We start from the raw sequence: 21,629 nt of genomic DNA, 5'->3' as shown, positions 1-21,629 counted from the left end.
CTTGTCACACCCTCTAACAAATTACCTAATCGAGCAAATCTAGACTGATGCCAAAAAAAATCAGAGAATCAAAACAAATGCTCAAAAAAGCTGGATTTATTGATTTTTGAGGAAAAGGCAGTCACAACCATTAGTTACACCCTCCAGATGGAGTGAAAATCACTCTATCGGGAAAAGACGGAGCAGATGTCAAACGTTACCAAGAACAAGAAGTTAAAAATGCCATTGAAGAAGTCAGGAGAAGAGAAGATGAAAAAACTTAAATATAGAATACTAATTTAGTGGCCTGATGAAGACAATTGTTATCTAGTTAGCTTACCCGACTTTCTGGGACAAAAATGGCGTACTCATGGTAATACTTATGCTGAAGCTGTGAAAAATGCTGAAGAAGTCCTAGAATCTCTGATACAACTTGATCAGAAATTCGGAGAATCTTTACCTCATCCTGAAATCACTAAAAAGAGAGAAATTTTGCTAAAATAAATTAATAAAACTAGAAGAACACTTAGAAGTTTACCCTATATGGTTAAAATTATCAGTCGTCAATCCTTGGGAAGCAAACCCGTTTACGATATTGGTGTAGAGAAAGATCATAATTTTTTGCTGGGCAACGGATTAATCGCCTCCAATTGTTTTAATAAATCTCACTCTACCGCTTATGCTTACGTCACCTATCAAACCGCTTATTTAAAAGCTAATTATCCTGTGGAATATATGACAGCGTTACTAACTGCTAGTAGCGATAATCAGGATAAGGTGGAAAAGTATCGAGAAAACTGTCAGAAAATGAATATCGATGTCGAACCTCCCGATATCAATCGATCACAAAAACATTTTACCCCGATTGGACGCAAAATTCTCTTTGGCTTGTCGGCAGTTAGAAACCTAGGTGAAAATGCGATCGAGACCATTTTAAAAGCGAGGGAAGCCGCGGCAGGAAAGTTTACTTCCTTAGGAGATTTTTGTGAGCGTGTTGATTTACGATTGGTTAACAAAAGAGCCTTAGAAACACTAATTTATTGTGGTGCTTTTGATAAAATTCAACCTAATCGCCATCAATTAATTGAGGATTTAGAATTAGTAGTTGCCTGGGCGCAAAAACGTAACAAAGAGAAAGAAAGCGGTCAAATGAATATTTTTGATATGCTAGGAGGTGGCACAGAAAATAAACAAGAATCGGAGTTTGAACAGTCTCCTAGTGCGCCACCAGTAGAAGATTTTTCCCTACAAGAAAAGTTAAAACTGGAAAAAGAACATTTGGGTTTTTATGTTTCCGAGCATCCTTTAAAAGCTTTACAAAGAGCCGCTAAAGTCCTATCTCCTATCAATTTAGCTGACTTGGAAGAACACAAAACCAGAAAAAAAATCAGTGCAATTGTCTTATTAAATGCCGTTAAGAAAATCATAACAAAAAAAGGGACTCCTATGGCTTTTTTAACCCTAGAAGATGCCTCGGGACAGTCAGAAGCAGTGGTTTTTTCCGATACCTACGAACGTCTGCAAAAATTATTAGTGGAGGAAGCAACTTTAATGGTGTGGGGAAAAATTGATCGCCGAGATGATCGGGTACAATTAATTATCGAAGATGCGGAACCGATCGAAACCATTAAAATGGTGATGGTTAATTTATCCCTGCAAGATGTCGTCAACCAAAATCGTCAAAATCTTCTCAAAAGTATTCTGCAATCGGGAGACAAACAAAAGGCAAAAGTTCCCGTTATTGCCACCATTGGTGCGGGAACTCAGCGTCAATTTGTGCGTTTAGGACAAAACTATTGGGTAGAGGATGACAATTCAGTGCTAGAGTCTCTGAAAGTTGCGGGTTTTCTGGCTAATTCTGCACCTCTGATTAACCATTAAATTCTAACTGACAATCACCCAAGAGCCATGATTAAGCCAATACTGTTCCCGTAAAACCTTCGCAATTTTCTGTGTCGATAATAATTCTTTTTCCACCCACAAATCAAAATAAATATGAATTTTGATCACTTCTTTGATACTATTGCTACTCCTGTCCCCTATCATTCTCCTAGTGCCATGGAAACGGAAATCGACCACCTGTTACTAGTCCGAAATGGAACAGCACTTCGACATATTTCGACCCGCTCAATGTCAAGGCTTAATGTAATACTAAATCTGTTGAACATAGGCTAAATATCAGGACAAGCAAAAGGCTTCGGCCGTGAGATCAGCGTTCGACAAAAGCTCACGCTGAGGTCCGAACGGCAAGAGGCAAAAGGTAGAATACACAATTTTAATAACTGGATTTAGTATAAAAGCTCAATGTAAAAGCTAAGTTACAGGAAGCACAGCGAAAATCTACTGCACCTAGTTTTTCAAATTCCCCGCCAGATTTGCGTCCGCTGCCAGCTAGTGAATAGAGCGTAAAGCAGTCAGGGTGCATAAACTGTCAGGGATAAGAGGAGTCGCCAGACTAACGGAGGAGAGAGCCGCTGAATATCCTCGAACAACTGGCAACTCAATGTCTGACACCGAGGACGCAATTGTTGTCGGTCAGTCGGCATTTTTGGACTCAAGTTAGTTTTCGGAAATAATTTCTACTTCCTGAGGTGGCTGCGGAACAGCTTTCCTAGTATCGACTTCCGATTTAGCTTCGGCCACGAGATCGTTCCACGATTCGGTCGCTTCGGCAAAGGAACTTTGCAGTTTTTCCGTCGTTTCCATGCCGAATTTAAGGCCACCTTTAATCAAGTCGCGACCAGAATCTGAGATGGATTTACCCAGTTCAGGGTTGACAGTCGCCCCGACGATGGGAGCAACAACTAGGACGGCCACAGCCCCAGCACCTAATAATAGTAACTCTTCCATGATTACCTCGCTATTTGATCACCTCTAGGGTATCAAAAAACCCTTTAGTCTAAAAGGTCAAACTGAATTAATTTGGTTTAAAGTTGGACATAGCAATGTTTGACCATCGTGATCGGTAGAGAAAGCAAGAAAAGAAAATGACTCCAGCACTCGCAACCCTTGAATTAAACCTTCAGACTAACGTAAGCAACGCTCAAGTCCTGCCGGTCGCAACGCGCTCGCTACGCGAGATCGCCCACCAGCCAAAAATTGACTGCCAAGTGCTGCACTCGCTGCCGGGGCGCCTTCGCCTGGGCATCCCCAAACTGGCTGGAGATACCACATATAGCGAGAAACTGACTTATGCCCTCCAGTCCCTTCCTTGGATTGGGGAAGTCCGCATCAATCCGGCGGCAAGTTGCGCGATCATCAACTATCAGAGTCACCCCGGTTCGGAGTCCGAACAGCAGGCAGCAATTTTAGCGCTCGTTCAAGAGGCAGATTCCCTCGCCCTCTTGCCAACTGCTGCTCTAGAAGCCTTAGAAGCCGAGTTAGGGAGTTTTTGGGACCAGTTCTTGGGGGAACTGCAAAACTTTTTGACTGGATATGAAGGAATAGGAAAAGAAATTCTCAAGGCGATCGCCATCGCTAGTTTGATCGTAGGAATTGCTGGGGTGATCTTGCCCCTGCTACCAGGAACGCCCTTCTTGCTCCTGTCCCATTTCTGCTTCCTAGCTTGCTCCTAATTAAGATGATTAACGTTGAACAAGTAGGGGGCGAGTGCGACCCGCCCGTTCGAGATAGCTCTCTCCAAATCGTCCATTTCACCCTGGGCCGACTGCGGGTGCGCTTGGCTTGGCTGAGATGTTATCCCTTCTTGCACGAACCCCTGTCCACCTCAATTTTGTCCTTAGCAGCCGTCAGGGAAGTTCACTTGACTCCAGCGATCAACTCGATCGTCGTCTGCTACGATCCCCAGGGCATGACCGAAAAAGCCTTTCAGGAAAATTTCTGTCAGCTACTCCAACAACTCACTCCCGCCCACGGGCTTCGGTGCTGTGAGGCCGATAACTGGTGACACGACTTCGCCCGGGGAAGGAATCTTCTCCGAAGCAGCCGTTACTGGAAAAATTCAGGAAGTTGGCGGCAAGCTCATCGGCTCTTCCGTCGGCTGGGTAATGGGCAATTAGTCAATAATGCAGGTTAAACTGTTAGTGAAAATAGCCGATCGAGCGGTATAGAGATAGTAAGTGATTATGGATTTAGAAGCTTTGTTGTTAGGCATCGAGCCAGTGGCGGCACTGGGCGTTGGGGCAGCAGCTCTGGCTCTCGCCCCTCTCATTAGTGCTTTGGGTAATCCAGAGGTAGGAAAGTCTCTAGCAGAGTCCGGCCGCGACCTCACTAAAAGTGGCATTAAATGGGGACTAGAAACGTTCGAGAAGGTGCAAGAAACTGCAGCTGAAGTCAGTGAGTCTTGGAACGATCTGGTAGCAGAAGCCGAGGCAGAAATTAGAACTGCCAAGACTTCAACCAAGCCCGAGGCACCCACAGAAGTGGAAATTGCCGAATAATTACCCAACCCGATAGTTCTGGGGTAATCTCAGGAGGATAAAAGTAATGGCCAATCCAGATTCATCAGCCTCAGCAAAGGAACAAGTTACTCAAAATCCCGCCGATTTCCTAGCTGCTGCGCAGCGTATGGCGAACCAGATAGCGAAGGCGGCAAAAACCGCAGGGGAAGCAGCCGCCCAGCAATGGCAAGCAGCAAGCGACTCCGTTCTCGAAGCCGCTAACCCCCTCCTCAAAGCCACCCAAGATACTGGCCAAGCTCTCGTGGAAACGGCTGGGGCGGCGGTCAAACCCTTGGCTGAACAAGCCAATCAAGTGGGACAGACCGCCCTGCAAACGGCAACGGCAACCGCAGAGTCCGTCGTCTCAGCTACTGGGCAAATTGCTGACCAGATCAGCCAAGCAGTGGATCCAGCGGCCGTGGGTGGTGCTTTTCTAGGGATGTCGGCGGGACAAGTGGCCGGTGGAATAATCGGCGGGGCCATCGGTTCGGCGCTTGGACCGGGCGGGGCGGTTTTAGGCGCTCAAGTGGGCGCTTTTGCTGGCAGCGCCACCGGAGCAAAGTTAGGCTATGATGTCACCCACGAAATTGTCCACCCCGAACCAGACAAGGCTCAGAGGGGAGCAAATCCGATCGAGATCGCAGAACACCTGAGCAAGAAAAGCGGCGAGAAGCTCGGTGAAACCCTGGGGACTGCGGGGGGCGCAATTGTGGGGACGGTCATCGCCGGGCCTGCGGGCGGCATGGTAGGCGCTCTGGCCGGAGAGGTTTTGGGGGGACAGTTAGGGACAGATGCAGCAGTTGCCTTAAATCAACAAGTCGAGCGGCAAGGAAAACCCTCTCAGGAAGCTCCGTCCGAACAGACAGACGTGAGAGATTGGACGATCAAGACAGGGAGCAGTTTTGTCGGGGAAACAGGAACTGCTTTGGTGGGAGGGGCGATCGGCAAGTTAGTCGCCGGTGCAGCGGGCGCAGAGATCGGTCGGAGCTTAGGAGCGATCGCTGGCAAGAAAATCGACTGGACATCTCCGCCTCAACCGAGTTCGCCTCCGCAACCACCCCAAGACGGTCAAGAGAACCCCCCCCATGTCAGCTAAAAACAAATTTTTGCTCTTGCTGCTGATCTTCGTACCAATCACTCTTGCTGCTGAGTGGCTGAAGTTATCACCTGTCCTCGTCTTTGTCCTCTCTGCTTTGGCGATCGTTCCCCTAGCGGCCTTCATTGCTGAAGCAACGGAAGTCATTGCCGCCATTATTGGCCCGACCCTAGGCGGTCTGCTCAATGCCACCTTTGGCAATTTAACGGAAATGGTCGTCTCAGTAGTGGCGCTTAGGGCGGGATTAGTCGAGGTGGTCAAGGCGAGTATTTTAGGGGCGATTATTGCCAATTTACTCTTAGGATTGGGGTTGGCAATGTTCTTAGGAGGCTTGCGTTTCCAACAACAAAATTTTGTAAGTACCTAAGCAAAATTAATTACACATATCTAACCCCCTCTTGCCTTTTGCCTCTTGCCTTTTGCCTATCTTTACTAGGAAATTAATTTTGCACGACTACTTACCAGAAATTGCTCGCCTGAATGCCTCTTCCTTGCTGCTTTCTGTGTTGGTTTTGCTGACTCCCAGTGCCATTCACTTTACTTCCGACGGTTTGCCGAAAGCTGCCATCCAGAACTTTTCCTATACGGCTGCCATTTTGTTGCTAATTTTTTATGGATTGAGCCTCATTTTCTCCCTTAAGTCTCAGCAAGATGTGGAAGGATTAAATGCTCTAGAAGCGAGAGAAAATCAGCCTCAGCCTGTCAGCAGTCGCAACGCACTCGCTACGCAAGACCGCGGCTTGGCCAAATTTGGAAACCCCGTCACAATTCTGCTCATCTGTACCGTTGCTCTAGTGGTCATTTCAGAAATTCTGGTGGGGAGTCTAGAAGAGACGGTAAAAGTATTAGGCTGGACCGAGCTATTTACAGGTATTATTTTACTGCCCCTTTTTGGCGGAGTCGTGGAATACATTACTTGCGTGACAACCGCCCTCAAAAATAAGATGGATTTAACGGTGGCGGTATCTATTGGCTCGACTTTGCAGGTGGTTCTATTTGTGGCTCCACTTTTAGTTCTAGTGAGCCTATTCTTCCCGACTCCTCTCTCCCTAGAATTTAACGTTTTTGGTATGTTTGCGGCTACGGCGGCAGTTCTCATCACCAGTTCGATCAGTTCTGATGGCCAGTCTAATTGGCTAGAAGGAATTTTATTGTTAATTTTATATGCCGTTTTAGGTACAGCTTTTTATTTACATCCTTAGATTTCATCCCTGTTATGATTAATTCTTTAATTGGTTCGGTGATAGGGGGATTGTTCTTGATTGCTCTTCCCGTTCAAGCCTCACCTAAGTTAAGAGTCGGTGTCTATGTTTCACCGCCTTATGTCATAGAAAATCAAGTGTTAACTGTTAATGATATTTCCTCCCTAAATAAACCTTCGCCTTCTCCAAAATCTTCGGACTACCCACCGAAAAGCACAACGAAGTTTGATGGGATTAGTATTGAGATTTGGCAAAGAATAGCCAGTTCAGAAAATTTAGAATACGAGTATTATATAGTTAAGAAAGTTGATACAGGTATTAATCAAGTTGCTAATGGCACTCTCGATTTGCTCGTCGGACCGATCTCAATTACACCAGAAGGTCTGAAAAAAGTCGCCTTTACTCAGCCTTACTATAGCTCCTATCTGGCCCTACTCATTCCCAGCCATCCCCCTAACCTCTGGCAGTTGATTCATCCCTTCTTGCAACGAGCGGCGATCCTAACGGTGCTAGGACTTGTACTGCTATTGTTTTTAGTATCTAATGTCATCTGGTTTGTTGAACATAAGCGCAATCCCGAACAGTTTCCTAAAAATTATTTTAAGGGGGTGCAAGAAGCTTTCTGGTTTGTGTCAGTTACCACAACAACAGTCGGCTATGGTGATAAAGTTCCAGTGACTGGAACTGGCAGATTTATTACTTATCTATGGATGTGGATTTCCCTGGCGATTACCTCTTCAATTACGGCAGGTTTGGTGACAACTTTTACCCTAGCATTGACCCAGCAACCTGCTAAAAAGTTGAGCAATCTTCAAGATTTACAAAATAAAAAAGTTTCCCTATTAGCGGGAAGTTCTTATTTTATGAATCTCACCTCTGAATATAAAATTACTCCTGTTTTGGCCAACAGCCTATACCAAGCCATTAATTTAATGTATAGCGGTCAAGTAGAGGCGGTTCTTGATGGCGATCGAGTCTTAAGATATTATCTCAAGCAAAATCCGAAGGTAGCTTTGACAACTGTGCCTATTTATTCGTCTTTCTTGACCTACGGCTTTGTCTTACCTCAAAATAGCCCCCTCCTCAATAAATTCAACATTGATATACTTCAGATGCAGCATAATAAGGAAATTCCAAACATTATTGATAAGTGGATTGAGTGATAGTCTTTTTTCTTTGCGGCGTTGCTGATTTAGGGTATGATTGAGGAGGAAGGCGATCACCCAAAAATACCCATTATCAAACTCAGAAATTATGCAATGTCCTGAATGTCAATCCAATCATATCAATAAAAATGGTCATAAAAAAGGAAAACAGAACTATATTTGTGTGAACTGCGGAAGACAATTTATAGAGGTTTATGAACCCCAGAGAGGTTATTTTTGAAGAAATGAAACGGGAATGTCTGAAAATGTATGTTAATGGTCTGGGTTTTCGAGCCATTGAAAGGGTTAAAAACGTTCATCATACGACAATTATGAATTGGGTTAAACAAGTCGGCGAACTTTTACCGGATTATTATGACCCACAAACAATTCCCGATGTGGGAGAATTAGATGAATTAGAAACATTTGTCGGCTCAAAAAAAACAAAATCTGGTTATGGACAGCGGTAGATCACTTTAAAACAGGGATTTTAGGATGGGTTTTAGGCGGTCTCGCAAGGCGAGTGCCTTCGGCAACATAGTGCTAAAACTTTTGCGGACTTATGGAAAGTTGTTGGTCAGTGGAAATGTCATTTTTATGTGACAGATGGATGGAAAGTTTACCCTAATTTTATCCCCGACGGAGACCAGATTATTAGCAAAACTTATATGACCAGAGTAGAGGGAGAAAATACTAGACTAAGACATTATTTAGCCAGGTTACATCGAAAAACTCTTTGTTATTCCAAGTCTGAACAAATGCTCAGACATTCAATTCGATTACTAATTCACTACCTAAAATTTGAGGATGTTCCAGTTCCTTATTCAAATAACAGAAGTTATTTTCCTCTGAATGCTCGCCATTTTGCCTAATCATACCTTAATTCAGCAACGCCTCTTTGCTTACTCTAAGCGATCGCTGCAAACATTCCCTTTAATTTCTCTGTAAGTTGATGTAACTCTGCAATGATAAAACTCAACGATCTTACTTCTTCAGTTTGATCTTCTGGAATGGTTTCTAAATAGTCCGTTAACCTATGTAAACTTCGGTTAAAATTGGGCATAGATAAAGAGTTAATCCCTGTTTGTTGGATTTGTTGCAGATTCTCAAATGTTTTCGTCACCTGTTCAATAAACTCATCTAATCCCGGCAGTGTTCGGGAAGGCTGAAACTGCTGAAGATGTTGTCTAAGGGTAGTCACTCCATTAATAAAACTAACCCCATTGAGAATCAATTCTGTTGTTCCCACCACATTACCCTGAAATTGCTTTGGTTCTCGTTTCATGCGCTGGACAGTAGCCAAAGCATTATCACTAGCTAATTCAGCTTGACGGCGGCTTAAATCTAAGATTTTGGCACTTTGAGCTTGTCCTTGATAAGCAGCGGCCACAGTTTGAAAATAACTGATACTCTTTTCTAGTAAAATGCCAATTCTTCGGGGTAAGGAACGTCTCTGCCAAATTGGCCAAAGATAGTAACTGATGACTGCCAAAACTCCCCCCAATACAGTATGAAAAACCCTCGTCTCGGCTAACTGCCAATCTTTGGGTACGTCTAGATCCAGAATCAGCACAATTAGCATGGTCAGAAAGAGCATAAAGAAAGCATAATTAACAAAACGGAAGGCAGCAGTTAGGGCAGCTAAGATAATTGGAATTATTATTAGTAGGTTTAGATCTTGAATCTGCAAAACTATGGGAGTTGCTAAGATTACTCCTAAAATAGTGCCACCAATGCGCTGTATAGCCTTTTGGATTGTGCCACCATAATCCGGCTGGAGAACAAACAGCACGGTTAAAGCTATCCAATAACCGTGATGCCAATGGAGTAGAATGGATACCAACATGGCAAAAGTAGTGACAGTGGCTAGACGCATAGCCGCAGTAAAATTAATCGACTCAAAAGTCCAGTTATTTTTCAATATTTCCCAAAAAGGGGTGACAGGGGTTAAGGGAACTGATTGGAGTGTCACCTCGACTTGCTTTTGGTGATCGAGGAGTAGGGTAATAGTGGCATCAATTTGTTCTGCCAGATTGTTCAGAATTAGGATGAGTTTATGGAGATTAGGTGTGGTGGTTTCCGGGGAATTACTGCCAATACGGAACTTTTTCTTTAAGTCTTGCACTTGCTGCTGTAAAGTTGTGAGCATCGCTAAGGTTTCTTGAGCAATTTCTTGGCGATCGCTTGTATTTCTCAATTTAACTATATCATCCAGGGTTTTCATTACCTCGATCAAGGTTTGGCAGGCTTGCTTAAGCTCCGGTCCCATCTCAGCCAATTCTCTCTTGTTTTGTCCGACAACCACTTCTGTCAGAGCAATTACTTCCCGATAAATATCAGTTAGCTTCTCAATCAAAAAAATCAAGCGCTGGCCTTCAATATGAGTGCCGGGTTGACTAATATAAACCTCGTGCCAGAGGCTACGAGCTTGGGCGATCATTGTTCCAGTTTGATGTTGTGCTTGGGATGTTTCTACATCCCAGAGTTCGTCCTTATCGGCAATCTCAACTCGGGCAACAGTTTCGAGAAAATGGGTCAAGCTTTGGTAACTGGTAATGATGGCCTGTTTAACTGGCCTGTAGGGATCGTTGAGCCCTATTACCCAGGGTCGAACCATTACCCAAATGCCGGCCAATAAGAGTAACCAAAATCTTTCTAGGGCCAGATCCAGATTGCCGGGTAGGTGAGTAGAGATCAACCAAAACACTGCCACTACCTGTCCGATGGCCGTGGCTGTACTTCCCAGCACACTGATAAAGTTGAAGAGCAGCAACAAGGGAAAAGTGAGGATAACCAGCAACCAAGGCATCTGGCCAGTCACTGTTCCCAGACTCATGACCCCGGCACAGCCTAGGGTAGCGATCGCCAATCCTAATAATTTATCTCGGTAACTCACAGACAGGCTACCCAGGAATAAATTAATCAAAAATGCAGCCAGAGCAGGTAAAATGATGAGCTTGAGATTACCCATCAAGAGGCCGATGAGCAAGGGTAGGGCTATGGCGATCGCTGATTGGATGCCATAGAATAACCTTAGTTTACTCAACTCAGGGTGAATTTTCTTCATGACTGTAAATGGGATTAGAGATTGCATTGACAACCAAACCGATAAGGGACTTGCGCTTTGATAATGTGCCATAGGGCGAACGCAGTTCGCCCCTACATTGTGGACAAAATCCGTTACTGTAGGGGCGCAAGCTTTGCGCCCTCCGATCGCTCAGGTTTGCTGATCACCCTAAGTAGGGCGAGAGCCTTCGAGATGTTAGGGACTTGCGCTTTGATAATGTGCCATCTGGCTGGTCTGATTCTTCTACAGAGCGATTTTCTGGCTGGGATATTATTCCCACGCAAGTCCCTAACCACTACTGCCAAGGTGAAGGAAAGAAAAGAGTGAAAGAGGGTCAGGCGCCGGACCTAAAAAAATACTTTATGCTTCATTTTTGAAACTACCCGGTTGTCGAGGAAGATGTCTAGGCAGACTATTGATACTCTCAATGTTAACCTTAAACCAACAGTTACTCATCCTTTTCTATGGCAGAGAGCGATTCTGGTCCCACATCCCCATTCGATATCTTGGGCAACATTCCGGCCCGATTTTTAGAGGCCAAGCACCGGCTCAACCAGGTAGTCCTGTGGGCGGCAATTGTTGGCATTCTAGCTGGTTTAGTGGGTACTGGCTTTCGGATGGCCGTACACCACATCCTCCAGCAACGGCAACAACTGGCTGCTGCTCTGGCTGATTACCCGATTCTGAATTGGTTAATCCCTAGCCTGGTAGCTGGGGCGATGGTCTATGCCAGCTTCTGGCTAGTGCGGAGGGTAGCGCCGGATACGGCTGGCAGCGGCATTCCCCAGATTGAGGGAGCGCTTGACAACCTCTTGCCCTTCGACTGGCGGCGAGTCCTGCCGGTTAAGTTTTTTGGCGGAATGCTCTCCATCGGGGCGGGGATGATTGCTGGTTTTGAAGGGCCGACCATTCAAATCGGAGGCGCTATCGGTAAGATGGTGGCTGCTTTCGTCGGGGCCTCCTCTGAACAGGCGCGTATCCTGATCGCTTCGGGAGCAGGAGCAGGATTAACTACAGCTTTCAATGCCCCGATCGCGGGCATCTTGTTTGTCACCGAAGAAGTGCGCCCCAAATTTGACTCGTGGATCTTGTCCTACCGTTCAGTGATGGTTGCCTCTATCACGGCGGCCATTGTCCTCAGGCTGCTTGTGGGTCAAGAGGGTTTCATGAAAATCAGCCATTTCGAGAGAGTTCCTCTAGATACTCTCTGGATGTTCGTGATTTTGGGGGTTGGGCTGGGAATCGTTGGCTATTATTTTAATTTTTTCCTGTTTCGTTCCCTAGACTGGTTTGGCCGGCTGCGGGGACTTCCTTACCAACTGCTGGGGTTATTGGTGGGAAGTGCGATCGGTTGGCTCGGTTGGCTCTACGCTCCCTTAGTTGGCAGTGGCGATGAATCGGTCATCTGGACTTTTAATAGTGAAGCTCCAGGAGCGGTCTTGCTGCTGGTTTTCTTAGGGCGCTTTCTCCTAACAATGGTTTGTTATGGTTCCGGGGAAATTGGCGGGATTTTTGCCCCCATGTTAGCCTTGGCTACTCTATTCAGTTTAGGGTTGGCACAAGTGTGCGATGCTTGGTTTCCGGGTCAACTGCCCCAACCCGGGGTTTTTGCCGTGGCTGGGATGGGGGGATTAGTGGCGGCCACGGTCCGCGCTCCCCTTACCGCCGTCATGTTGGTGATGGAATTGACTGATAATTTTTTGGTGGCGCTGCCGATTTTACTGACTTGTATCTGTGCTGCCATCACAGCCCACTTTTTAGGCGGTGAACCTGTTTATAGTGTCTTGCTCAAGCGAATTTTGGACAAATTAGAGCGGCAACCCCCCAGCGATCGGATTTAACCCATTAGTTGTTGGCAATTGCCGAGACGGAACCGAAAGTATCCGAATTGCCGAATCGATTTCAATCGGATAATCTAACATCCCCTTCAGAATCTGTTTTTGTTTTGCTTGGAGATTAACGATCATCTCTTCTAAATGTTGAAAGTCTTCATTTTTATCCATCGGAATTATCATTGTAATAGACCTCTCCCCAGTCTGATAAAATCACAATCAGGGGATATTGTCAACAACTAACCGTAGCTTACCCAGTCGTTTATGCGTTGCTGATGCACTTTTTAAAAAATAGTGATAAACTTAATTGTACTGGGTACACTCTCCCTATCGGAGGGATTTGAGAAAAAATCGAGAGAAAAAAACGATGAACGAACGGGAAATATCCAACAAAATTGAGGCGGGCGGGGGTTTTCCCATATTGCAATATTGGGCAGAAAAAACCCTCTCTCCTCAAGGGGTTAAACTCTGGCAAACCTTAAATCATAAAAGTGCCTGTTTAGCTTGCGCTTGGGGAACGGGAGGACAAAAGGGCGGTTTTGTCAACGAAGCGGGGGAAAATCTGCAACGTTGTCTCAAAAGTGTCGAGGCAGTTACTTCCGAATTAATGCCAGGTATTAAAACTGATTTTTTTCAGACCTATCATCTCGCTCAATTACAGTCCTTAACCTCCCTAGAATGCGATCGCTTGGGTCGTTTCAGTTATCCCGTCCTCTTAAAAGCCGGAGAAAGTCACTATCAACGTATTAGTTGGGAAGAAGTGTATCGATTAGCCGAACAAGCTTTTCGTCAACCGTCCGAGACTATTGCCTCCTATAGTTCGGGACGTTCTTCTAATGAAGCCGCCTATCTCTTACAATTGTTTTTCCGGGCATTAGGAAGTAATAATTTAGCCGATTGTTCCGATCTCTGTCATGCCGCCTCGACCGTAGGCTTAAAACAGGTTTTCGGCTCCGGAACTTCGATGGTCAGTCTGGAAAGTTTAAAACAAGCCGATTGTGTGGTATTGATCGGTTCTAATGCTCCGGCTAATCATCCTCGCCTGATGAATGAATTAATTCAAATTCGTGATCGCGGTGGTAAAATTATTATTATTAATCCGCAAATTGAAGTCGGATTGGTCAAATTTTCCTCGCCCGCTTTTCCGATAAAATCTTTATTGCGGGGCGGTTCCGATATTTCAACTCTCTACCTACAGCCGATACCGGGTAGCGATACTGCCCTATTCGTCGGATTACAAAAATCTTTAATTGAACAAAATTTAGTGCGGTGGGATTATCTCAAATCCCATACAGAAAATTGGCAATCTGTTATAGATTATGCCCGACAAACACCCTGGGAAACCATTACTAAAACCTGCGGTTTGTCCCGAGAAGAAATTGAAGCAACCGCCGCCCTTTTCGGCAATTTAGAGCGTGTAGTTTTCGCTTGGGCGATGGGGGTTACACAACAGGAAAACGGGGTAGATAATATTATCAGCATTGCCAATACCGCTTTAATGACGGGAAATGCTGGCAAAATCGGAGCCGGAACCATGCCAATCAGAGGTCATTCTAATGTACAGGGCTTCGGTTCTATGGGCGTTACGGTGAGATTACGTCAGGAAATCGCCGAGGCACTTGCTCAACTTTTAGGAAAGCCATTAAATATAACCGGCGGTTATGATACCAGGGCATTAATTGAAGCTGCCGAACGGGGAAAAATCAACACCCTTTTCTGTTTGGGAGGTAATCTTTATGGGGCAAATCCAGATTTAAATCAAGCCAAAAAAGCCTTAGCTCAAATTGATACGATTTTTTATGTTGCCACCAAGCCAAATTTAGGACATTTTCAGGGATTAGCCCGACAAAATACGCTAATTTTACCCGTCTTTGCTCGCTTTGAAAATCCTCACCCGACAACAACTGAATCAGGCAATAATTTTGTCCGTTTTAACGAGCGGGGAAGCAGTCATCTACAAGGTTCTGATGTCGATGTCATCTCGGAAGTAGAACTATTAACAAATATTGCCGTCAAGGTTTTAGGTACTGACCCGATTGATTGGTCGAGATTACACGATACCGCCTATATTCGTCAGTTAATCGCCAAAACGATTCCGGGTTATCAAAAGATCGGGCAATTAGATCAAACCCAAACAGAATTTACCATTAGCGGACGGATTTTTACCGAACCCCATTTTCCAACATCGACCGGAAAAGCGCAAATGTCTGTCACCCCTTTACCCACTTTAAAAGCACCGCAAAAGCAAGATTTCAATCAACCAGAAAATGCCACCGGAATTGCCCTGATTCTCGGAACAGGACGCAGTTATGGACAACATAACACCGTTGTTTATCAAATGGGCGATAAATATCGGGGAATGCCTCACCGTCATTGTTTATTGATCAACGCCGAAGATGCCAAAAAAGCGGGCTTTCAAGAACATCAACGAGTCACCGTTCAAGGAGATGCCGGTAAATTAGAAAATATCGAAATTATCTTCGGTCCGATTCGCGAAGGTGTTGGCTTTATGTTCTATCCCGAAGCCAATGTTTTATTCAAAGCTAAAATCGATCCTCGCTGTGGGACTCCTGCTTATAAACGAGTTCCCGTCTGGGTTTTTTAGTTATCAACTCCTCTAATTTTCTTTTTTGAAAATAATGAAATAGAGTTAACCAATTCAACCAACAAATCGAGCAGAATGAAAAAGCTATGGTCGATTTGATCGCATTTCTGTTATGCTATTCTTACCATTATTAAAATAAGTGGCCATGGGAGAGTTTTTACTAACCGTATTAAGCATAGCCAGTTTATTTGCCGTCGGGATGGCTACCCCCAGCATTGCCGGTCCCACATCTGCAGCGACAAACTTGCAACTAGCTCAACGTCCTAACTGTAACAATCCCCAGACTCAAAGCGAAATGAACATTTGTGCCAGCATCGCTTATCAAAACGCCGATCGCAAGTTAAATCAAGTTTATCGACAACTACTGCCAAAACTGTCAGCTGCTCGCAAACAAAAATTAATTAGCGCCCAACAAGCTTGGATTAAGTTTAGAGACAGCAGTTGCGAATTTGAAAGAAGTGCGTTTGAGGGAGGCTCTATAGCTCCCATGATTTACAGTAATTGTTTGGCAGCTGTCACCGAGCAGCGTACCAAAGATTTGCGGAGATATCTAAAAGATAGCGATCTCTAAGTCAGAATCGCCGTTGATATTACCGATAATTCCTTAGACGTTGACTGCACAACAACTTAAGCGGGTGAGGGGAATCGAACCCCTATCATTAGCTTGGAAGGCTAGGGTTTTACCACTAAACTACACCCGCATTTTCTTAGCACTTTTGTTAGCATAACACGAATTGCCAATTTTTGCAAGTAGAGATTTTCAGCTTGTTAATCGCCTCTAGATGGTTATAAATTGCCTAAAAATCCCGATCGCTCCTTTTTATCCCCGATTTGGCTAAAAGTCTCTTCCACGCGATCGAGATCTAGTTGGGAAAAATTATCGATCGCCCAGTTGGACACTCTCTGCATAAAATGGAAGGGATAGGTATGAGCGATTCCCACCACCTGCATTCCCGCTCTTTTTGCCGCTTCGCAACCAGCAAAAGTATCTTCAATCACCAGACATTCCCAGGGTTGCAATTGCAGATTAAAATTCCAACGATTGAATCTTTCTACGGCCAGTAAATAACCATCCGGTTGGGGTTTACTGGTGCTAATCTCATCACCGGTGACAATGACACTAAAGTAATCCCCAAGGTTCACCCGTTGCAAGATTGATTCCACTTCCGAGCGTATTGCTCCCGTCACCAAACCGATTTGTAGATCCCTGGCCTTAACCCGTTTTAAAAAAGAGTATATCTCCTCATAAATAGGAAGTTTCTCTAATTTTCCTAATCTTTCTCGGTATAAACTGGCTTTTTTGTTAATTAACTTGGTCAGATACTCCTCGGTCACTTGACGACCGCGACGGGTGAGAACATTACGCAAACAGACGCGATCGCTTCTTCCCAGACATAACTCCGCAAATTCCGACCCTAGGGGCAGCAAATTTTCCCCAAGCAAGATTTCATTGATTAACTCTTGATGGATTGGTTCATCATTGATGATCACCCCATTAAAATCGAACAGAACAGCCTTTAACATCAATCTTAGACAGAAAAGCTAATAAATACTAAATATTCTTGATTATACTAAAGTTTTTCGTCGGGGCCGGGCGGGTCTTGTCCCTGACCCCATCTCAACAAACAATTTTAACCGGAAAATTGCCAAGGCCTTGACAAATTCCCAGATTTGTTCTATTATTTTGTTATAGTGGGAATCCGTGCTGCCCTGTAACCCCCCTATTTGGGGCTGAAATATTAGCCAAAAATATAACAAAAGAATTTAGGCCATTTTTGCCGATACCCAACGACGGAATAATTCCACAGCAATCCGATAACGAGAGTCTTGGCATTCGATAACATGATGATTTTCAAGGGTTTTTAGGGCCCGGTCGAGAGTTGTGGCAGTTAGTCCGGTGCTGGACAGTAAATCTGCCCGGGTTAATCCTTGCAGATGGGGAGAAAGAACTATTAAAATCTCCCCTTGTCCGGCCGCATCTTGTTTAGCCTGTTTCCAGACACCCGTAAAATAATAATTCCCCCTTTGGAAAAACTCGTCATCGATGGCTTTTTCCACATCTTCCACCTGAAAACGAATATCTTGGGGACGTTGCAACTCAAAGACCTGTTTATTATAAAAACGTACCAGATGAAAGCCGATCAGTTGTACTAAATAGGGTTGACCGTGGGTAAGTTGATAAATTTTGTCCAAAGCGGATGGGGTATAGTCTAGGGGAAAATCCTCGTCTTCCCCAACGGGATTAGCGAGGATAACGCGGGTGGACTCAGGAGAGAGGAAACTAACTGGAATCGGGTAAACACTGCCAAAAAAAGGATGAAAATAATCGGCAGTCATCTCCTCTAGGGTATGTAATCCGGCAAAAACAAAAGCTAGACGCGGACTACTCTGGACAAGGGAACGCAGATAGCCGAGGAAATTCTGGGGGAGGGTATTCGCTTCGATTAAATCCTCAATTATCTCGAACTCATCGAGGGCAATAATTAAACCAGTTTTAGCTCTTTCCGGCAGAATCTGGCGCATCAGACGGTCTAAATAACGATTAAAATACATTTCTGGATGTTGGGAGATTTTTTCCTCTTCTGGGGCATCAATTGCCAAAGTTTGGGCGATTTCCTCAGCCATAGTCAGGAGAACTTCGGCTAGGCTGGTTACTGTGGCCAAGCGCTGTAAATTAATGTAGATAACGGAGACATTTGGTGGAAGATATGCCTCCAGATTGCGTAGAATCGAAGTTTTACCCATGCGACGATGACCATAGAGAACTACGGAGGATAGGTTATCTCCCGACCACATTGACTGAAGTTCCCGCAGGATATCCTCACGACCAACAAAGCGTTTACCGATCACCGGATCACCGATAATGTAGAGATTAGGAATCGGTTGGGTAATAGTTACCGTTCCCACCGTTCCCGCGATGGATGCGCTAATGTCTGCCCATGTTGCGACGATGGAAAGGATTAATAATGTTTCTGCTTGGTATAAATTGGCCGCCTGTTGGTCGGTTATATCCCTTAATTCCCCGATAATCCGATTAAGAGCGAGGGATCTGGTCTGTTGGGAATAACTTCCCTGGACTAAAGCTATTTCTGTGATAACTCGATTTAAACTGCTGATAGCTTGCCAAGTTTGCGGACGTAATGAAGGTTCTGCGGCAATGGGGGCAACCTCCAGGGAAGCGATACTATGGAGAGTTGCTGCCTGACTAAATCGGTGTAAAGTTTGGGCGAGGCTATACATTTCTTCCCCGTAGGCGAGGGAACGTACCACAGCAAAGGCTTTTTCGGCTTTTTCGGTGTCCCGTTGGCGAAGATACCAAAAACCAGCGGCGGCGGCACGAGCAGGGGTATCGAGACGGATTTTGCTGGGAGGAAAAGAAAACAGTTTCGCCGACGCATATTTTAACAATTGCCAATCGGAGGGATTTTCTGCCAGACGGGAGACGCGATAGATAATTTCTGCCTCTGGGAATTGCGATAAAACGCGGTTAACGGCGACAAGGACAGGAATAAACTGGCGGCTGTACTGAAGGTATTGATTGAGGTTATTAATAGCCGTTTCCCAGTCTTGCTGTAACCATTGTTGTAGAGTCGAGGTTAACCCCGGCAGCGGTAGAAGGGTAATACGGGGAAAAAGTCGCCCTTGGGGGCCTGCCAAAAGCCCGATTAGCCAATTATCAAGACGGAAAAAGGCGAATATAAACCCCACGCCGGACACCACGCTGGACACCACGCCGGACACCACGCCCAACGACACGCCGAAGTCCACGCCCAACGACACGCCGAACCCCACGCAGGACGACACCAAGCCGTACCCCACGCCGTACCCCACGCCCAACACCACGCCGTACCCCACGCCCAACACCACGCCGGACACCACGCCCAACCCCACGCCGAACAACACGCCGGACACCACGCCCAACACCACGCCCAACACCACGCCGGACACCACGCCGGACACCACGCCGGACACCACGCCGGACACCACGCCCCACACCACGCCCACCCAATTAACAGAAAGTCCTAAATTTGCCGCTATGCTACAGATAATCAGAGGGGTAATTACAGTTAAGAGAAGACCCTGAATCCCTAGACGCAATTGTACGGGATGGTCGCGGAGAAATTGCATTATATCGCGCCATGTTTTCTGTTCTTTTAATTTATCGCCGCCGCCTCTCGTTTCCACATACCAGCGCACTGCTTGGGGAAAATAAAACACCCAGTACAACAGCAAAAGATAATCAAAGGGATTCCATAAAGATAAATCGCGTTTGAGTTTAGGAGCGAGATTAATTCTAGGGACGGTGCTTTCCTTCATAATTTTTATCTCTAGCTATTTACCCGGTGATGGTTTATTAAGTAGTTAGGTGTTAACTGTCAAACACCCCCCTTATCAAGGGGGGCAGGGGGGATCAAACCCCCCTTATCAAGGGGGGCAGGGGGGATCAAACCCCCCTTATCAAGGTAGGAGCAAACCCCCCTTATCAAGGTAGGAGCAAACCCCCCTTATCAAGGGGGGCAGGGGGGATCAAACCCCCCTTATCAAGGTAGGAGCAAACCCCCCTTATCAAGGGGGGCAGGGGGGATCAAACCCCCCTTATCAAGGTAGGATCAAACCAAAAATTAAATCAACTTATTATTTAGTTATAACCTAAGTTCGGGATGCTGAGTTATTGACTTTGGTTTGATAAAGTTTAAAACAACTTTGCATCACCTCTCGCGGCTTTCCTTGACTTTGCCTAACAAGAGAACTTATTTCCTCCTCAGTAAAAGTCACTCCAGTTTGACTTAGACGATGACTAATAAACTCTTTAATTTTAGCTTCATCCCATAATTTAATCGAAAATTGTTGACAAATTCCCTCGAAAGGTGAATCACCTCCTTTGTTATCAGGAAATAAAACATCAAGGGGACGATTAGCCGCTACTACTAATCTTAAAGGTGGATCGGGACGATTAGCCAACTCTCTTAATTGACTTCTAAGCTGATAGCTGAAATATTTTTGAGTCATATTATCTACCACATCCAATAATAACAGGATTTTATGTTTTTCTAATTCCCTAGTTAATCTAGTTCCTTTGAGCGGTTTATCGTAATTCGCAGCTATACCAATCTGATTACATAATTCATAATAAAAATCCTTATCTCCTGCTAATCCTTCTAAGTTGAGATACAAGGGTTGTCGATGACTAAGTAAATACTCCCTTGCTTGATGGTAAATTCCCCAAAGCAGGGTGGTTTTTCCTGTTCCCCTTTCCCCGATAATAGCAGCACTACTGCCGGAATTTAAAACCTCAAAAATATCTTTAATTTCTTGTTCTCGGCCAAAAATCTGCTGAATTTCTTTAATACCTCCGGAAGTGGGTTTAAAAGGATTATGGGCATTTTTTTGGGGTTGTAATTGCGGAAAATATTTAAAAATAGTCTGAACTGGAATCGCTCTTCCTCCTAAATCACTATACTCATCTCTGGTTTTATTCACCACTCCGCACACTTTCCCCGTGCGTAAATTTACAAGCGGTGAACCACTAAAACCGGGTTGTACTTGCCCTAATTTAAACTTGATTAGGGGGTTTTCATCCCCCGTTAAACCTATATACTCAAAGTCACTAGGATCACCGTTCGGATAATCGTTGGTATAGCCAAAAGTGTATAATTTATCTGTTAATTGTAAATCGTGATCAAAATCGACATATTTGTGATCTAAAGACGAGTTTAATTGTAAAAGAGCCAGATCGATCCCGTCTAGATTCGGTAAGTCGATAATTTTAGCCCCAGAAATTTGACCTTGCCAAATTATCTCGATAGTCTCGCGATTATCCCGCGCATCTTTTACCACATGAAGACAGGTCAAAATTAACCCTTGTCCCACAAAAAAGCCTGTTCCTGACCCATAGATTAACTTTAACCTGACAGTGTACGAGGGTAGAGATTCCGAGGTAAGCATTTAATCAATTTATCCCCCCCATTCCAGGGTAATTTTTAAATTTCCCTTTCCTTCACCTTCCACAATTAAAGCGGTTAGTTTACCAGATTTTACCCTGACTTCTACCCCAAATTCTACGGTAGCCTTTTTGGGTTTCACTTTATTGATCGTAGCAGCGATCGATTCAGTAACTGCCTCAATTGTATCAGCCACACTTTGGAAGTCAAATATTTGATCGGATACTTCCCGTTCACCACCGAAACTCCTCGCTTCCACTAACATGGTGACATTTTCTTTAACTTTAACTGAAATAATCTCAGATCTAGATTCTGGCATAAGGCTCCTCGAATGACCCGTTTATGGTTTTCTCGATTGGTT

At 44.9% G+C, this 21,629-nt stretch carries 19 protein-coding genes, 1 tRNA gene and 1 pseudogene; 12 read left to right on the top strand and 9 right to left on the bottom strand.

Annotated elements, in window-relative coordinates:
* Window positions 1-522: 522 nt before the first annotated feature.
* Window positions 523-1,860 (top strand): OB-fold nucleic acid binding domain-containing protein, encoded by a 1,338-nt coding sequence (locus tag ACE3JL_RS17580; protein WP_271988191.1) that lies wholly within the window; start codon window positions 523-525, stop codon window positions 1,858-1,860.
* A gap of 3 nt (window positions 1,861-1,863) precedes the next feature.
* Here the strand turns inward: ACE3JL_RS17580 and ACE3JL_RS17575 are convergent, their stop codons facing one another.
* Window positions 1,864-2,025: a hypothetical protein gene (locus ACE3JL_RS17575; protein ID WP_375328028.1), complete on the bottom strand. Its 162-nt coding sequence runs from the start codon at window positions 2,023-2,025 to the stop codon at window positions 1,864-1,866.
* Window positions 2,026-2,538: 513 nt separating this feature from the next.
* On the bottom strand, window positions 2,539-2,829 hold the full coding sequence (locus ACE3JL_RS17570; RefSeq protein ID WP_271988193.1) for a DUF5132 domain-containing protein: 291 nt from the start codon (window positions 2,827-2,829) through the stop codon (window positions 2,539-2,541).
* A 260-nt stretch (window positions 2,830-3,089) separates the two neighbouring features.
* On the opposite strand from ACE3JL_RS17570, the gene ACE3JL_RS17565 reads away from it, so the two are divergent.
* The 8 genes and pseudogenes from ACE3JL_RS17565 to ACE3JL_RS17530 all read left to right on the top strand — a co-directional run bounded on the left by ACE3JL_RS17565 (window position 3,090) and on the right by ACE3JL_RS17530 (window position 8,694).
* Window positions 3,090-3,554 (top strand): DUF454 family protein, encoded by a 465-nt coding sequence (locus ACE3JL_RS17565; protein WP_375328027.1) that lies wholly within the window; start codon window positions 3,090-3,092, stop codon window positions 3,552-3,554.
* Between the two features lie 5 nt (window positions 3,555-3,559).
* Window positions 3,560-3,886 (top strand): hypothetical protein, encoded by a 327-nt coding sequence (locus tag ACE3JL_RS17560; protein ID WP_271988195.1) that lies wholly within the window; start codon window positions 3,560-3,562, stop codon window positions 3,884-3,886.
* Between the two features lie 178 nt (window positions 3,887-4,064).
* Window positions 4,065-4,379, top strand: a complete 315-nt coding sequence (locus ACE3JL_RS17555; protein ID WP_271988196.1) for a DUF5132 domain-containing protein — start codon at window positions 4,065-4,067, stop codon at window positions 4,377-4,379.
* A 46-nt stretch (window positions 4,380-4,425) separates the two neighbouring features.
* Window positions 4,426-5,475, top strand: a complete 1,050-nt coding sequence (locus tag ACE3JL_RS17550) for a cell envelope biogenesis protein OmpA (protein ID WP_271988198.1) — start codon at window positions 4,426-4,428, stop codon at window positions 5,473-5,475.
* Complete coding sequence (locus ACE3JL_RS17545; RefSeq protein ID WP_375328026.1) at window positions 5,465-5,842, top strand: hypothetical protein; 378 nt, start codon at window positions 5,465-5,467, stop codon at window positions 5,840-5,842. The genes ACE3JL_RS17550 and ACE3JL_RS17545 overlap by 11 nt, the downstream gene beginning before the upstream one ends.
* 79 nt (window positions 5,843-5,921) lie before the next feature.
* The gene (locus ACE3JL_RS17540) at window positions 5,922-6,677 is read left to right on the top strand and encodes a hypothetical protein (protein ID WP_375328025.1); all 756 of its coding nucleotides are present in this window, start codon (window positions 5,922-5,924) and stop codon (window positions 6,675-6,677) included.
* A 14-nt stretch (window positions 6,678-6,691) separates the two neighbouring features.
* The gene (locus ACE3JL_RS17535; protein ID WP_375328024.1) at window positions 6,692-7,840 is read left to right on the top strand and encodes a transporter substrate-binding domain-containing protein; all 1,149 of its coding nucleotides are present in this window, start codon (window positions 6,692-6,694) and stop codon (window positions 7,838-7,840) included.
* A gap of 91 nt (window positions 7,841-7,931) precedes the next feature.
* Window positions 7,932-8,694, top strand: a pseudogene (locus tag ACE3JL_RS17530) (IS1 family transposase).
* Between the two features lie 35 nt (window positions 8,695-8,729).
* Here the strand turns inward: ACE3JL_RS17530 and ACE3JL_RS17525 are convergent.
* A complete protein-coding gene (locus ACE3JL_RS17525) occupies window positions 8,730-10,889 on the bottom strand; it encodes an FUSC family protein (protein WP_271993097.1) in 2,160 nt (719 codons plus the stop codon).
* A 464-nt stretch (window positions 10,890-11,353) separates the two neighbouring features.
* Between ACE3JL_RS17525 and clcA the strand changes: the two genes are divergently transcribed.
* Window positions 11,354-12,730, top strand: a complete 1,377-nt coding sequence (clcA, locus tag ACE3JL_RS17520; protein WP_375328023.1) for a H(+)/Cl(-) exchange transporter ClcA — start codon at window positions 11,354-11,356, stop codon at window positions 12,728-12,730.
* On the opposite strand, the gene ACE3JL_RS17515 is transcribed toward clcA, so the two are convergent.
* A complete protein-coding gene (locus ACE3JL_RS17515; RefSeq protein WP_271993095.1) occupies window positions 12,698-12,892 on the bottom strand; it encodes a hypothetical protein in 195 nt (64 codons plus the stop codon). The genes clcA and ACE3JL_RS17515 overlap by 33 nt on opposite strands.
* 196 nt (window positions 12,893-13,088) lie before the next feature.
* On the opposite strand from ACE3JL_RS17515, the gene ACE3JL_RS17510 reads away from it, so the two are divergent.
* Both ACE3JL_RS17510 and ACE3JL_RS17505 read left to right on the top strand, forming a co-directional pair.
* On the top strand, window positions 13,089-15,326 hold the full coding sequence (locus ACE3JL_RS17510; RefSeq protein WP_375328022.1) for an FdhF/YdeP family oxidoreductase: 2,238 nt from the start codon (window positions 13,089-13,091) through the stop codon (window positions 15,324-15,326).
* A 145-nt stretch (window positions 15,327-15,471) separates the two neighbouring features.
* The gene (locus ACE3JL_RS17505) at window positions 15,472-15,897 is read left to right on the top strand and encodes a lysozyme inhibitor LprI family protein (protein ID WP_271993091.1); all 426 of its coding nucleotides are present in this window, start codon (window positions 15,472-15,474) and stop codon (window positions 15,895-15,897) included.
* 59 nt (window positions 15,898-15,956) lie between these two features.
* Here the strand turns inward: ACE3JL_RS17505 and ACE3JL_RS17500 are convergent.
* The 5 genes from ACE3JL_RS17500 to ACE3JL_RS17480 all read right to left on the bottom strand — a co-directional run bounded on the left by ACE3JL_RS17500 (window position 15,957) and on the right by ACE3JL_RS17480 (window position 21,587).
* Window positions 15,957-16,027 (bottom strand) — tRNA-Gly (locus ACE3JL_RS17500).
* 85 nt (window positions 16,028-16,112) lie between these two features.
* Entirely contained in the window at window positions 16,113-16,850 is a 738-nt protein-coding gene (locus tag ACE3JL_RS17495) for an HAD family hydrolase (RefSeq protein WP_375328021.1), read from the bottom strand.
* Window positions 16,851-17,090: 240 nt separating this feature from the next.
* Entirely contained in the window at window positions 17,091-19,643 is a 2,553-nt protein-coding gene (locus ACE3JL_RS17490) for an ATP-binding protein (protein WP_375328020.1), read from the bottom strand.
* A gap of 333 nt (window positions 19,644-19,976) precedes the next feature.
* Complete coding sequence (locus ACE3JL_RS17485; RefSeq protein ID WP_375328019.1) at window positions 19,977-21,272, bottom strand: trypsin-like peptidase domain-containing protein; 1,296 nt, start codon at window positions 21,270-21,272, stop codon at window positions 19,977-19,979.
* Between the two features lie 9 nt (window positions 21,273-21,281).
* Window positions 21,282-21,587 carry a CU044_2847 family protein gene (locus ACE3JL_RS17480; protein ID WP_002746217.1) on the bottom strand — a complete coding sequence of 102 codons (306 nt, stop codon included), beginning with the start codon at window positions 21,585-21,587 and terminating at the stop codon, window positions 21,282-21,284.
* Window positions 21,588-21,629: the final 42 nt, after the last annotated feature.

The sequence above is a fragment of the Microcystis sp. BLCC-F210 genome (assembly GCF_042134685.1).
In the GTDB taxonomy this organism is placed as follows: Bacteria; Cyanobacteriota; Cyanobacteriia; order Cyanobacteriales; family Microcystaceae; genus Microcystis; species Microcystis aeruginosa_D.
The sequence above is the reverse complement of the archived record's forward strand: the minus strand, read 5'-3'. Positions and strand labels throughout refer to the sequence as shown.